This window comes from Streptomyces sp. NPDC088794, from assembly GCF_044750545.1.
In the GTDB taxonomy this organism is placed as follows: Bacteria; Actinomycetota; Actinomycetes; order Streptomycetales; family Streptomycetaceae; genus Streptomyces.
In genome coordinates this window covers 73894-87199 of sequence record NZ_JBIVKB010000021.1, presented here as the reverse complement: position 1 = coordinate 87199, position 13306 = coordinate 73894, and the positions used below count along the sequence as shown (strand labels likewise).

12 protein-coding genes and 1 pseudogene are annotated in these 13306 nt (G+C 67.2%); 3 read left to right on the top strand and 10 right to left on the bottom strand.

All coding sequences use genetic code 11. The annotated features are described in order from the left end of the window. Positions 1 to 176: 176 nt before the first annotated feature. Positions 177 to 1028, bottom strand: coding sequence for a hypothetical protein (locus ACIP6U_RS42365; RefSeq protein WP_401728222.1), 852 nt, complete (start codon positions 1026 to 1028; stop codon positions 177 to 179). 228 nt (positions 1029 to 1256) lie between these two features. Between ACIP6U_RS42365 and ACIP6U_RS42360 the strand changes: the two genes are divergently transcribed. The 3 genes from ACIP6U_RS42360 to ACIP6U_RS42350 are packed head-to-tail and all read left to right on the top strand — an operon-like array spanning position 1257 to position 5212. Then, on the top strand, positions 1257 to 2090 hold the full coding sequence (locus tag ACIP6U_RS42360; RefSeq protein WP_401728220.1) for a FadR/GntR family transcriptional regulator: 834 nt from the start codon (positions 1257 to 1259) through the stop codon (positions 2088 to 2090). Continuing rightward, complete coding sequence (locus ACIP6U_RS42355) at positions 2087 to 3703, top strand: thiamine pyrophosphate-dependent enzyme (protein ID WP_401728219.1); 1617 nt, start codon at positions 2087 to 2089, stop codon at positions 3701 to 3703. Before ACIP6U_RS42360 ends, ACIP6U_RS42355 begins: the two co-directional genes overlap by 4 nt. A 51-nt stretch (positions 3704 to 3754) precedes the next feature. Further along, positions 3755 to 5212 (top strand): benzaldehyde dehydrogenase, encoded by a 1458-nt coding sequence (locus tag ACIP6U_RS42350; protein ID WP_401728217.1) that lies wholly within the window; start codon positions 3755 to 3757, stop codon positions 5210 to 5212. A 106-nt stretch (positions 5213 to 5318) separates the two neighbouring features. Here the strand turns inward: ACIP6U_RS42350 and ACIP6U_RS42345 are convergent. The 9 genes and pseudogenes from ACIP6U_RS42345 to ACIP6U_RS42305 form a co-directional block, all read right to left on the bottom strand. Then, positions 5319 to 5552 (bottom strand): annotated as a pseudogene (locus tag ACIP6U_RS42345) (hypothetical protein); the annotation flags it as partial. A gap of 45 nt (positions 5553 to 5597) precedes the next feature. Beyond that, complete coding sequence (locus ACIP6U_RS42340; RefSeq protein WP_401728216.1) at positions 5598 to 6005, bottom strand: phenolic acid decarboxylase; 408 nt, start codon at positions 6003 to 6005, stop codon at positions 5598 to 5600. Positions 6006 to 6077: 72 nt separating this feature from the next. Next, positions 6078 to 7343 (bottom strand): MFS transporter, encoded by a 1266-nt coding sequence (locus tag ACIP6U_RS42335; protein ID WP_401728215.1) that lies wholly within the window; start codon positions 7341 to 7343, stop codon positions 6078 to 6080. Between the two features lie 91 nt (positions 7344 to 7434). Further along, on the bottom strand, positions 7435 to 8658 hold the full coding sequence (locus ACIP6U_RS42330; protein WP_401728214.1) for a thiolase family protein: 1224 nt from the start codon (positions 8656 to 8658) through the stop codon (positions 7435 to 7437). Between the two features lie 13 nt (positions 8659 to 8671). Beyond that, the gene (locus ACIP6U_RS42325; protein ID WP_401728213.1) at positions 8672 to 9466 is read right to left on the bottom strand and encodes an enoyl-CoA hydratase-related protein; all 795 of its coding nucleotides are present in this window, start codon (positions 9464 to 9466) and stop codon (positions 8672 to 8674) included. Continuing rightward, entirely contained in the window at positions 9463 to 10329 is an 867-nt protein-coding gene (locus ACIP6U_RS42320) for a 3-hydroxyacyl-CoA dehydrogenase family protein (RefSeq protein WP_401728212.1), read from the bottom strand. The genes ACIP6U_RS42325 and ACIP6U_RS42320 overlap by 4 nt, the downstream gene beginning before the upstream one ends. A 35-nt stretch (positions 10330 to 10364) precedes the next feature. Then, a complete protein-coding gene (locus ACIP6U_RS42315; protein ID WP_401728210.1) occupies positions 10365 to 11243 on the bottom strand; it encodes a 3-hydroxyacyl-CoA dehydrogenase family protein in 879 nt (292 codons plus the stop codon). Continuing rightward, positions 11240 to 12064 (bottom strand): enoyl-CoA hydratase/isomerase family protein, encoded by an 825-nt coding sequence (locus ACIP6U_RS42310; protein WP_401728209.1) that lies wholly within the window; start codon positions 12062 to 12064, stop codon positions 11240 to 11242. Before ACIP6U_RS42310 ends, ACIP6U_RS42315 begins: the two co-directional genes overlap by 4 nt. Next, a complete protein-coding gene (locus ACIP6U_RS42305; protein WP_401728208.1) occupies positions 12064 to 13296 on the bottom strand; it encodes a CaiB/BaiF CoA transferase family protein in 1233 nt (410 codons plus the stop codon). The genes ACIP6U_RS42310 and ACIP6U_RS42305 overlap by 1 nt, the downstream gene beginning before the upstream one ends. Positions 13297 to 13306: the final 10 nt, after the last annotated feature.

The window sequence follows — 13306 nt, the reverse complement described above, 5'->3', positions numbered from 1 at the left end:
ACGTCGATGAGGTGATGCGGGACCACGTCGGCGAAGCAGAGTCGGTCACCGATGGGGGTCCGCCGGGAAGCGATTTTCACGGTGTGCAAGGACTTTCCGTGCGGGCGAGTGGGGAGGGGCCGCGGCAGCCCGGGAGGACAATGCCGTCCCGAGCAAGCGGACCGGTCTCGGCAGGCTCAGCGTTGGTCGGCGTCCCTGGGGTTCTCGAAGCGGATGCCGCCGTCGGTGACGACAGTGACGAACTTGTCGTCGTCAGGTTCCACCGGGCGCTGAATCGGCGGCAGCCCGACGGTGAACAACACCAACTCGTCGGTCGCGGAATAGCGAGCCTTCTCACCAGGCTCGGCCTCCACCGCAGCGAGCTTGCCGACTTCACTGCCCTCCGCTGTGCCGGCGCCGGACAACACCACCGTCAACCGCTTGGCGTGGTCGCTTTCCGAGACCCACTCCATCCCTGCGTCGATCTTGACGAACTCGATCCAGAACTGCCGCTCCGTGTAGGTGCCGATGTGTCGCCGCTTCACTCCCGGCCATCCGGCCACCGGCAGCCAGTTGAAGTGGTCGGGATTGCTGATGACGACCCCGTTGTAGCGGGGCTTGGGAAACCGCTGTTCCCGGCGCGCGCGGCGCTCGGCCTGGGCCTCCTTGTTGTCGGGGCCGCGGCCCCGCCCGGCGCCCATGCCGAGTGCGGAAGCACCGCCGAACTGGAGCACCAACTGCAGCTGCCTCGGTTCCGTGAGTTTGTCGTCCTGGGGACCGTAGGTCTGGCCTTCCGGGAAGTAGCCGACCTCGCCCTCGCGAAGGATCCCTTGCTCTCCGAGGTTCATGTCCCCTACGAGGGGCAGCCGGATCTGTTCGAAGGTGTGGCAGTGCCGGGGCATGGAGAAGTCTGCTTCCTGACGGCCCAGGATGTAGCGGTAGTTCTCCAGCGGCTTCTCACGGTCTCCCATGAGCAGGTAGTTGAACGAGACCGTTCCCCTGGGGTGGTCCATTTTGTACGCGTTCTCTTCGAACGGCGCGATCTTCATCGCAGTCCTCCGTAGTCAGCTTCTCGATCCGCAACCACTGAACCTTCCTAGTAGGTTGAAGGTCAAGCCGACTTACGTGTTCTCATCAGAATCAAAGAATCGGGACGTAAACGGGACCTAGCAGGCCCATTGAGGCGTGGGATACCTCCTTGCCTCGACCTACCAAGTAGGTTACTTTCAACGTGAATGAAATTCCGCACCTCGCCCCGGAACCTGCTCAGGAGTGACATGTCCGCGCCTCAGACCCGCTCGGCTATCCAACGTGAACGGGTAGCCGATCAGATCGTCGAGGACCTCCGCTCGCAGATCCTCAGCGGTGCCATGCCCGATGGCTCACGTCTGCCGTCAGAACGGGACCTCGCGACGTACTACGACGTCAGCGGCCCCACCGTCCGAGAAGCGGTCCGCGTTCTGACCGCCGTGGGGCTGGTCAACGCCCGCAACGGCAGCCGGTCGACCGTCACCGCACAGGGCGACACCCTGCTCGCCATGTCCATCGCCTCGGTCGTACAGGTCGAAAGGGTCGGGGCCCGCGAGGTGCTCGGTCTGCTCGGCGCCCTCAACGGGTATGCCGCCGAACTGGCCGCCGAACGCGCCGACGACGACGAGATCGCCCGACTGCGGGAGGCAGCAAGTGCTGTCCCGCAAGCGAACGGCGTCGAGCGGTCCGCTGCCGCACTGCGGGACTTCTTCGCAGTACTGTCCGAAATCTCCCACAACCCGCTGCTCGCGGCGTTGTGCCGGTTCATCACGGAGATACAGATCGGACTGGCCGTAAGACTGTCCGGCGGAGAAGCCGGCTGCTTCGGGCGAATCGCGGGGCCACTGAATACGGAACGGATGAGGATCGTGGCAGCGGTAGCCGCCAGAGACTCACGGCACGCCTCTGCCGTCGTGCGTGACTACCACTGCCAGGTGCTGGAACGGATTGCTGAGATCCGCGAGATCGACAGCCGGCCCCCCGCGCAGGACAGCGCTCTGACCGAAGCGCTCATCACGTGGCTACGGTCCAACGTCACCATGGGAGGACAGACCACCATGACCCGAAGCACCCTGTCATGACGACTTCGCTCGCCGGAGCCGTCTCCGTCCGCGACGCCGCGTACGACGTCCTCCGTCGGCACGGCCTAACAACCGTCTTCTCCAATCCGGGCTCGACCGAGGTCGCGTTTCTGACCGACCTGCCTGAGGATTTCGCATTCGTGCTGGGCCTCCACGAGGGCGTCGTGGTGGGCGCCGCCACCGGGTGGGCACTGGCCCACGACACGCCAGCATTGGTGGTGGTGCACACCACCGCCGGACTCGGCAACGCGGTGGGGGCGCTTGCCACCGCACGGGTCAACCGGGCACCCGTCGTGGTTCTTGTCGGCCAGCAGGACCGTCGACACCTGGCTTGTCAGCCTTTCCTGACCGGGCGGCTGGAGGGACTCGCCGGTGACATCCCGGTGCAGGTGGAGTCGCCGGTCCGGCCCGCAGACGTTCCCGGCGCCATCGCCCGGGCAGCACACGCCGCCGCCGAGAGCCGAGGGCCGGCTCTGGTCATCGTCCCGATGGACGATTGGGAGCATGCCGCCGACACCCTTCCCCTGCCAGCGCCTACCTCCGTACGGCACTCCGCCGCAGCGGCCCCACGGGATGTTGCCGACGTAGCCGCGCTGGTGTCCCGTGCGGCCTCGCCCGTCCTGATCGTGGGTTCCGGAGCCGACCGCACAGACACATGGACCGCTCTCACCTCACTGGCCGAGCGACTCGGCTGCCCGGTGTGGCAGGAACCCTACGGCGCCCGCGCCGGCTTTCCCCAGGATCACCCCTCTTTCGCGGGCCACCTGCCCGCGAACCGGACACGGCTGCGCATCCTGCTGGACCAGCACGATCTCGTCCTGTGCGTAGGCGCCCCATTCCTCCGGCAGTACCCTTACGCGCCGGGCCCCCTGACGGATACCCGGGTCGTGGTTGTCACGGACGATCCCGCGGAGGCCCGCCACTCCCAGGCCGAAGTGGCTGTCGTCGCGCCTCTGTCCGACTTCTGTGACCGCCTGGCGCGCCGCCTGCCTGTCAGGACTGAGAGGCCGCAGCTCGAGGCCCATCGCGCAACCCGCCCCGGGCCGCCCCCCGAGGACGGTCCGTTGACGCCGACACAGGTCTTGGCTGCCCTGGGAGAACGGCTGCCGTCCGACACGGTGGTAGTCGAGGAGACGCCTTCCTCCCGTCCGGACCTGCACGCCTTGCTCCCCGCGCGGGCCCCGCTCGGTTTCCTCAGTGCCGCCATGGGCGGTCTGGGCTTCGCCCTCCCCGCCGCGATCGGGGTACGCATGGCACTGCCGCGCCGGCCGGTTGTCGCAGTAGTGGGCGACGGATCCTCGCTCTACCAGATCCAGGCTCTGTGGACAGCCGCGCACTACGGCGTCGGCGCTGTTTTCGTTGTTCTCGCCAACGGTCGCTACGCCATCATGGACCAGCTCGCCACGCAACATGGCGGCAAGCCCCCTTGGCCTGCCTTCGGAGAGATCAGCGTCAGCGGGCTTGCCGAGTCACTCGGCTGTTCGGCCCGCCGCATCAGCGATCACGCCGATCTGTGCGCCACGCTCGACACGGTCTGTCAGAGCCTGGCAGACCGTGTCGAACCCCTCCTCCTTGAAGTAGCCGTCACAACCGACGGCCATTTCCAGCCCTGACTCCCGGCTTCCCTCCGCCCCGTGCGGCCCCCTCGACCTCCGGAGGTCACCATGGCCCTGCTGGATTCCACCCACTGGTCCGGAAAGGCTGTCATCGGACAGTGGACGACAACTGCCGGAGGCACCCGCCCAGTTGTGGAGCCCGCTACTGGCGACATACTTGAGTCCATCGGCCTGGCAACGGCCGAGGACGTAGCGACCGCAGCCGAACTCGCCGCCCGCGCCCAGCAAGCCTGGGCGCGCGGCCCGTACACCGATCGCGCCGCCGTGCTGCGCCGCGCGGGTGACCTCTTCACCCGCCATGCAGAGGAGATCCAGCGGTGGATCGTGCGGGAGTCCGGAAGCGTCCCGGGCAAGGCCGAATTCGAGACGACCATCGCCGCTCAGGAGTGCTACGAAGCAGCGGCCCTGGTCACCCGTCCCCTGGGCGAGGTGCTGCCCTCGGCGGAACCAAGGCTCAGCCTGACGAACCGGGTACCAGCCGGAGTCGTCGGTGTGATCGCGCCGTTCAACGTACCTCTCGTCCTGGGTATCCGCTCCGTAGCGCCTGCTCTGGCTCTCGGCAACGCGGTCCTCCTGAAGCCCGACCTGCGTACCGCCGTGTCCGGCGGGGTGGCGATCATGCGGATCTTCCAGGAGGCGGGACTGCCCGACAACGTCCTTCATTTGCTGCCTGGTGGCGCCGACACCGGAGCGACGCTGGTGGCCACGCCCCAGGTCCGGGTGATCTCCTTCACCGGATCCACGGCCGCCGGCCGCAAGGTCGGCGCGGCTGCCGCCCAGCATCTCAAGCGAGCCCACCTCGAACTCGGCGGCAACTCAGCGCTGATCGTCCTGCCCGACGCCGATCTGGAGCGCGCGGCCTCAACCGCCGCGTGGGGCTCCTTCTTCCACCAGGGGCAAGTCTGCATGACGACCGGTCGACACCTGGTGCACGCCGACGTGGCCCAGGAATACGTCGAACGGCTCGCACACAAGGCCGAACATTTGACCGTGGGCAACCCGGCGAAGGAGGAAGTTGCGCTCGGCCCCATCATCGACTCGGAGCAGTTGAACAAGGTCCATGGCCTGGTCACGGCAAGTGTCGAAAGCGGTGCCCTTCTGGCCGCTGGCGGAACATACCGGGACCTTTTCTACCGCCCCACGGTCATCACCAATGTCACGGATTCCTCCCCCGCGTATACGGAGGAGGTGTTCGGCCCCGTGGCCCCGGTTCGCGTCTTCTCCGACCTGGAGGAAGCGGTCGCCCTTGCCACCGCGACTCCGTACGGGCTGTCGCTGGGTATCTTGACAGCGGATGTCATGCGCGGCCTGGAACTCGCCGAACGCGTCCCGACAGGTCTCGTCCACATCAACGACCAGACCGTCAACGATGAGGCCGTCGCCCCCTTCGGCGGTCTGGCCGCGTCCGGGACCGGCGCCCGTTTCGGAGGCTCGGCGAACATCGAGGCCTTCACCGAGACGCGATGGACCACTATCCGCTCGGCGCAGGCGGTTTACCCGTTCTGACGCTTGATCAGGGGTTCCGGTGAAGCCGCGCTGGGCCGTTGCGGGCAGAGTCCGCTCAAGCGAGCTCCGCGGCGTGGAGCAACGGATCGCGTGGAGGAGTCACCCTCACCCGGTCGAGCAGTTCGCGGGCGCCAGTCGTCAGCCGCACGGCCTGGTCCCGGTAGACCGCGTCGGCCAGTGACTCACGGGGCGGGAAGTGCCGGTAGAGCGTGGCGATGCCGACCCCGGCCTCGCGGGGTGGGCGTGTCTCCGACGCATCGCCGGCCCACCGCTGCCGAGCCGCATCTGCCGCCCTGCCAGTGGCTGGGCCCGCCCACTCCGCCCCGCTACCGCGAGCCAGCTCGCCCCCTGCACCAACTGACCGATGCAGGCATCCGCTTCGAATTCACAAGAGCTCGAAGTAGCCGTCGTCCGCAAGCAGATGACGGGGGCCGTCCGGCTTTGTCGCGGCCAGGTGTTCGATACGACCGAGATACTCACGGTCTTGATTGTCCCCCACCAGAACCGAGAAGTCGTCTGCCGCCCAAGCCGGCAGAGCGGCGAACCGATGGCTGGTCTGCGACTCCAGGTACCAGACGATGTTCACCACTGTGCCGACCTCCTCGTACCACGACGTGAGCTCGATACCCGGAGCGATGCGGTGGTAGTGGAGCGGCTGCACGGCGTGGCGGCCGGCGTGGGGCCCGCTGGCAACGGTGTAGTCGATGGCGTCCGGGCCCACCCGTACGGGGCTGAACACCCACCCGTTGGGCTGGTGCCATGTAAATGTCGATCCGAGAATGGTGTGCAACATACTTTCCCCTTCTTTCCACTCATTTCGAGTAAATATGACATATGTGACATTTAATTCAGTGGGTGACGCCCTCTACTCGGAGCGCTCCGCCGCGTCTGCCACACGTTCGGAACGGCCGATGCGCGGCAGCGCCCACTGCAGAGCAAGCGCGAGCACTGCTACGACGATCACAAAAGTGGCGTAACCGTCCACCACCGCACCGAGGCCGAGTAGAGGTACGAGCCAGCCCGCGATCATCGCCGGGACGCCAAGAGCGATGTAGCTGACGAGATACACCGTGGACAGGAGCCCCGCCCTGCCGTTCGCGGGTGCCTTGGCAAGCAGGAGGCGAAGACCTCCTTGGAAGGCCGCTCCGAAGCCCACTCCGGCAACAGGGGCGCTGGCGAAGAACCCCCAGACCGAATGCTGTGACAGCGCGATCACGCTGAGGACTGGGCCGATGATGAGCGCGGCCGCCCCCACCAGCATCGTGGTCCTTGCATCCCTGTGACGGCCGACGATGCCGGTCAAGGCTCCGCTCCCGGTGACTGTCGCCACCGCGGCCCCCGCGACCACGTGGCTGGAGACGCCGAGAACCCCGACCATGATGGTGGGGGCCATGCCTAGATAGAGTCCCGCCAGCGCCCAGCTGGAGACCATGCAGCCGACGACGGCGCCGAAGATCCGCCTCGTCTCGCGCGGTACCGCCAGCCGCGGGATGAAGAGGCTCGGTGTGGCGACGCCGCGGGGGCCCCGTTCACTGATGAAGACGACCATGACAGCCATGACTGCCAGCAGCACGCCGAAGACGACATAGACAGTCACCGTCGGTGCCGGTGCGTCCTGAACCAGGAAGCCGCTGGCCAGTGCGCCGACGGCCAGTCCAGCCGGCGGGAGTGCGCCGTTGAGCACAGCGGCCAGACGAGCTCCGTGCACAGGCTCCAGGTCGATCATGGCCGCGCCGATCGCCCCCATGCCGGCTCCTACGGCCACGCCCTGCAGTGCCCGGGCAACGAGGAGAACACTCAGACTTCCGGCACCGGCGAAAACCAGGAGGGAGACGACAGACAGGAGTGCGGAGGCAAGGATGACAGGACGGCGGCCCACATAGTCCGACAGTGATCCAACTGTGAGCAGCGACAGCAGCAGCCCGCAGATGTAGATGGAGAAGATCGCTGTGGTGGCAGCGGACGCGAGATGCAGTTCTTGCTGATAGACCGGGTACAGCGGGGACGGCGCCCCCGACTGGGCCAGGAGCAGAAAGAGGGTCGCGGAAGCGATCCAGAAGCCCGCGGATCCGTGGGAGCGATCGGTTGTCTCCTCGCGGGCGCGTAGGTGGTTTCGGAGCGAAGACTCCATCTGGTGAGTGTTCATGTTCCGGTGCTTTCTGAAGTTGCGCCTGGTGGATCACGTCGGCGTCGCCGCGGAGCGCTCCTCCTCCCGCGACAGCTCACGTGCGTTCGATGAGCATGGCCATCCCCTGGCCGACTCCGACGCACAAGGACGCCAGGCCTCGCCTGCCCCCGTCGCGTTCGAGGCGCCGCATGAGGGTGAGGAGTATGCGGGCGCCCGAGCAGCCGAGCGGATGCCCGAGAGCGATCGCCCCGCCGTCGGCATTGACCTTTGTCTCGTCGAGCTCGAGGCGGCGGATCACCGCGATCGTCTGGGCGGCGAAGGCTTCGTTGATCTCGACGGCGTCCAGATCGCCGGTCCGCCAGCGGACGCGGGCCAGAGCCTTGCGAGCTGCGGGGACCGGTCCAAGGCCCATCAGATTGGGCTGGACGCCCGCAGCCGCCGAGGTCACGATGCGGGCTCGTGGAGTGAGCGAGTGACGCGCGACTGCTGCTTCGCTCGCGATGACGAGCGCCGCGGCGCCGTCGGAGAGGGGCGATGACGAGCCTGCGGTCACGATCCCTTCCGGCCGGAAGGCGGCGGGTAGCTGGGCGAGCCGGGCGAGGCTGGTCGTGGGGCGTGGGCCTTCGTCGCGTTTCACCTCTCCGTCCCGTGTCCGTACCTCGACGATGTCGCGGGCGAAGTGACCTGCGTTCTGCGCGGCGACGGCCTTCCGGTGGCTGCCTAGCGCGAACGTGTCGGATTCTTCACGGGTAATGCCGTCGAGCGCCGCAACCTCTTCAGCCGTCTCTCCCATCGAGAGGGTGACCTTCATCATTTCGGGGCCCGCGTCGGCCGGCGTGCCCCGGTCCATGGCTTGGAAATGGGGATTGACCAGACGCCAGCCGAGGGCGGTGTCATGGACGGCACCCGGCTTCGCCCAGGGGGTGCCTGGTTTGCTCATCACCCACGGGGCACGGGTCATTGATTCGACGCCGCCCGCGACGACCAGATCGGCCTCGCCCGCCCGAATGGCCTGGGCGGCGGAGGCCACGGCGGTCAGACCGGATGCACACAGACGATTGACGGTGTAGCCGGGGACGGTGTGAGGAAGTCCCGCGAGCATCACGGCCATCCGCGCCACGTTGCGATTGTCCTCGCCCGCCTGGTTCGCGGCACCGAGGATCACCTCGTCCACGGCCTGGGCCGGCACACCACTGCGCACGACGGCCTCCGACACCACCAAAGCGGCCAGGTCGTCCGGGCGGACGGAGGCAAGAGCACCGCCATAGCGCCCTTGCGGCGTGCGAGCGCCGTCGATCAGATATACGTCGGTAGACATCGGTGTCGTCCTGTCAGTGCCAGAAGTGCTGGGGGTCGGGCCGACGGCGGCCCGCAAAGGAAGCGCTCATCTCGTGGGCTTCCTGCGTGGCGAGATAGGCCGTCAGGTACTGGTCGTGCGCCATGCGTGCCTGGCCGGAGACACCGTTGTGGCGCGCGGAGAACGCCGCCTTCAACCCTCCGATCGCCAAGGGGCTGCGGCTCGCGATCTCCTGAGCGATCTCCGCGGCGTGCCGCCTCAGTTCGGCGGCGGGCACTACGTCGTTCACGAGCCCCATCGCCAGGGCATCCGACGCGGAGTACTTGCGGTTGAGGTACCACATCTCCTTGGCGCGCTTGCGTCCGATCGTCTCCTCCAGATACCAACTGCCGTAACCGGCGTCGAAACTGCCCACCATGGGCCCGACCTGGCGGAAGACCGCATGATCGGCCGCGACGGTCAGATCGCACACCGTGTGCAGGACGTTCCCGCCACCGACGGCGAAGCCGTTGACCGCGGCGACGACCGGCTTGGGGATCGTGTCGATGGCCTGGTACACGTCGATGATGGGCAGGACCTGGGACTGGTCGAGGAACGGCATGTCCTCGTGTTCACCGCCGATGCAGAAGAACTTCTCTCCGGCTCCGGTGAGGACTGCCGAACGCAGCTCACGGTCCAGCCGGAACCTCTGCAAGGCGTCGAGCAGTTCGAGACAGGTCTGCGGCCGGAACTTGTTCCCGGCGTCCGGACGGTTGATCGTGAGAGTGAGGACCGGCCCGTCCCGGTCGACGACTATGTCCTCGTAGTGGGTGCTGGTGGTGCTGGTCATCGGGATTCCTCCTCGGAGGTACGGAATCCGCGTCCGTTCTTCGCGCCCAGGCGGCCCGCGGCCACCATTTGGGCGAGCAACGGCGGCGGGGCGAATCGGGGATCGAGGGTCTCCTGATACGCGGCGAGGGTGGCGTGCCGGTGCACGTCGAGACCGATCAGGTCGAGCAGTTCCAGCGGGCCGAGACGGTGCCCCAGGCCGAGGCGCACGGCTGTGTCGATGTCCTCGGCGCCGGCGAGTTCCTCGTCGTATGCCTGGACGACGTCGTTGAGGTAGGGCATCAACAGCCGGTTGACCAGGAATCCGGGTCGGTCCTTGACCACGACCGGGTCCTTGCCTATCTCGGTGGCGAACACAGCGAGTTGCCGTACCACCTCCGGGTCGGTCTGCAGGGCTCGAACCACCTCGACGACTCTCATGAGCGGCGCGGGGTTGAAGAAGTGCAGGCCGGCGAAACGCGCGGGGTTGGACACACAGGTGGCGAGCGCGGTGACCGACAGCGCGGAGGTGTTGGAGACGATGACGGCGTTCTCACGGACGGCGTTGGAGACATCACTGAGCAACGCGCGTTTGATGTCCGGGCGTTCCGTGACCGCCTCGATGACCAGGTCGCTGTTCGCGAGCCGGTCCGTGTCGGTGGTGCCGTGCACCCGGGCGAGGACGTCCTCACGCTGCTCGGCGGTGACCTTGCCACGCCGTACTCCCTCAGTGAGGAAGTCGGACATCGCCTTCAGACCTGCGTCGGCCCGTTCCTGGTCCTGTTCCAGGACGGTGACCAGGCGCCCGGACTGCGCCACTACCTGGGCGATGCCACCGCCCATCGTGCCGAAGCCCAGTACAGCGACACGGGGATAGACAGGCATGGAGGCTCCTTCACTGTTGTAAACCGGCGACGCACTCATGATCCGAACAGCCTGTTGTCGTCATAGGTGTAGAAACCCGCCCCGGTCTTGCGTCCCAGGTCGCCTGCGGCGATCATCCGGTCGACGAGGGGTGGGGGGAAGAACCTCGGGTCGCGCAGCTGCTCGTACAGGCGCAGGGCGACTTGGCGGTGAATGTCGAGACCGACGATGTCCAGGAGTTCGAAGGGACCCATCGGATGCCCCAGGGCACCCTTCACCGCGGTGTCGATGGACTCCACGGTTCCGAGGCCCGATTCCAGGGCATCGATACAGCTGTTCTCCCAGGGGATGAGAAAGCGGTTGAGGATGAAGCCGGGCCGGTCCTTGGTGACGATGGTGGTCTTGTCGAGCGAGGCCAGGAAATCCAACGTGGCGTCGTGCGCCCACCTGGCCGTGTGCCGTCCGTCCGCGACCTCCACCAACTTCATGAGCGGGGCGGGGTTGCAGTAGTGGGTGCCGACCACGCGCTCGGGCCTGACGGAGCCCGCTGCTATCGCCGTCACGGACAGCGTCGAGGTATTGGTGTGCAAGAGCGTGCGGTCGGACACGATGCCGTCGACCCGCCGAAACAGGTCCTGCTTCACGGCGGGATCCTCAACGACGGCCTCGATCACGACGTCGGCGTCGGCGAGATCGGCGAGATCGACTGTGCCTCGGGTCCTGGCCCTGACCGCGGCGCTCGCCTCAGCGTCGAGCTTGCCCAGTGCCACGCTCCGGTCGAGGAAGTTTGCGACTCGCTCCAGACCGTGCTTCACCCTGGCGTCGTCCAGGTCGTACAGGACGGTGCGATGGCCGGCTCGGGCGCTGACGACGGCGATGCCGGAGCCCATCGTGCCCGAGCCGAGCACAGCTACGGTGCGCTGGTGGAATGTCACGTCGATTCCCTTCTGAGGTGTGGCTTCACTGCCGCAGGCAACCCGTCAAAGTCCGGGACGCGGCGGCTGCGAAACGCGTCTATGCCTTCGGTGGCCTCGGGCCCGCCCACAGCGATCGCGGCCAGGGCGGCTTCCAGGGCCAGTCCCGTGTCCAGCGGCGCGTCCTGGCCTTCCCGTACGGACTGCAGGATGGAGCGACAGGCTTGTGGACCGCGACGGGAGATCTCCTCCGCAACGGACACGGCTGCCGGGACCAGCTCGTCCGGCACGGCCGGCGGTAGCACCGACAAGCCGATCTGGTGGGCTCGCCAGGCGTCGACGGACCGGCCTGTGAGCATGAGGTAGCGGGCGACAGCCGGTCCGACCGCCCGTACCAGGCGCTGGGTGCCGCCGAAGCCTGGTATCAGCCCGAGGCCGGCTTCGGGCAGTCCCAACGAGGCGGTCTCGGACAGCATGGAGAAACTGCAGGCGAGCGCGAGTTCGAAACCTCCGCCCAGCGCGACTCCGTTGACTGCGGCGATCACCGGGATGCCGCTGTGCTCCACCTGCCGCAGCGCGTGCTGCCCGGCCCTCAGAAAACCGTGAGCCTGGCGTGTGTCCATCGTGGCGAGTGTCTCCAGGTCCGCTCCTGCGCTGAATGCCTTGGCGCCGGTTCCCGTGACAACGACGGCTCGAGTACTGCCGTCCGAACTCAACCTTGCGATGGTGTCGCCCAGTTGTGCCAGCACCTGCTCGTTCAGGGCGTTGTGGACTTCGGGCCGGTTGATACGCAGGACACGGACTGTGCCGTGGGTCTCCTCCTCGATCAGTGCTCCGCTCATCACCGCGCTCCGTGTTGTTCGGCGGCTTCGACCGCTCCGCTCTGGATGAGCTCCTCGATCTCCGCATCGCTGAATCCGTGCTCGCTGAGAATCTCCGTCGTGTGCGCTGCCAGATCGGGGCTCGGAGAGTTGCGTGCCTTCGGCATCGAAGCCAACCGGAACGGGCTGTGCACCGTGTGCATCCGCCCGTCGGTGCCTGGTACGGGAAGCAGCGAGCCCCGGGCGATGACCTGCGCGTCAGCGACCACTTCCGACAGTCCTTGCACCACGGAACAGGGCACCTGCGCAGCGGCGAGCACACTGATCCAGTCGGCTGCGGAGCGCGTCCGCAGACGCGCGTCGACCTCACACACGATGGCGCTGCGGTTTCGACGACGTCCCTCGTTGTCGGCGAGCGCCGGGTCTGCCGCGAGATGAGGCAGTCCGACGGCGCCACAAAAACGTGCCCACATGGCGTCGTTTCCGATCGCGACCACCAGTTCCCGGTCTGCTGCCGAGAACGTCTGGTAGACGGCGAGCACCGAGTCGGTTCCGCCGCTGGGCGCCGGCTCCGGCGCCCCGGCGAGATACGCCGCGATGCGGGGCGCCATGAGTGCGAGGTCGCAGTCCAAGAGGGACATGTCGATCAGGTCCCCGGTGCCCTGCTCACGCTGGCGCACCGCCGCCGCGCTGATGGCGAGTGCCGCGCACATCCCGGTGACGATGTCGGACAGAGCCGTCGAAACTCGCTGCGGAGTGCCGCCTTCCGCGCCCGTCACGGACATCAGCCCGGAACGGGCCTGGGCGACCAGATCGTAACCCGGTAGTGCGATATCGGGACCGCTGAGCCCGAACCCGGAGATCGCGCAGTAGATGAGGTGTGGGAAGTCCTGACGAAGACGGTCGGGGCCGATCCCGGCGGCACGTAGCTTCGCGGGGTTGAGGTTCTCGATGAACACGTCCGCCGTGGCGATCAGTCTGCGCAGTGCCGCCAGGCCGCCCGGGTGCCGCAGATCTATGGCCAGCGACCTCTTGTTCCGGTTGGCAGAGGCGAACCACGCCGATCGGGAGTCGACGAAGGGCGGCCCCCACCAGCGGGCATCGTCTCCGCTTCGCGGCCGTTCCACCTTGATGACGTCGGCGCCGAGGTCGGCCAGGTACATGGCGGCCGTCGGTCCCGCGTAGGACGTGGTGAGGTCGATGACCTTGAGACCGGACAGAGGGCCCCGACCGGACTCGTGTTCGCGTGGCATGGACATATCT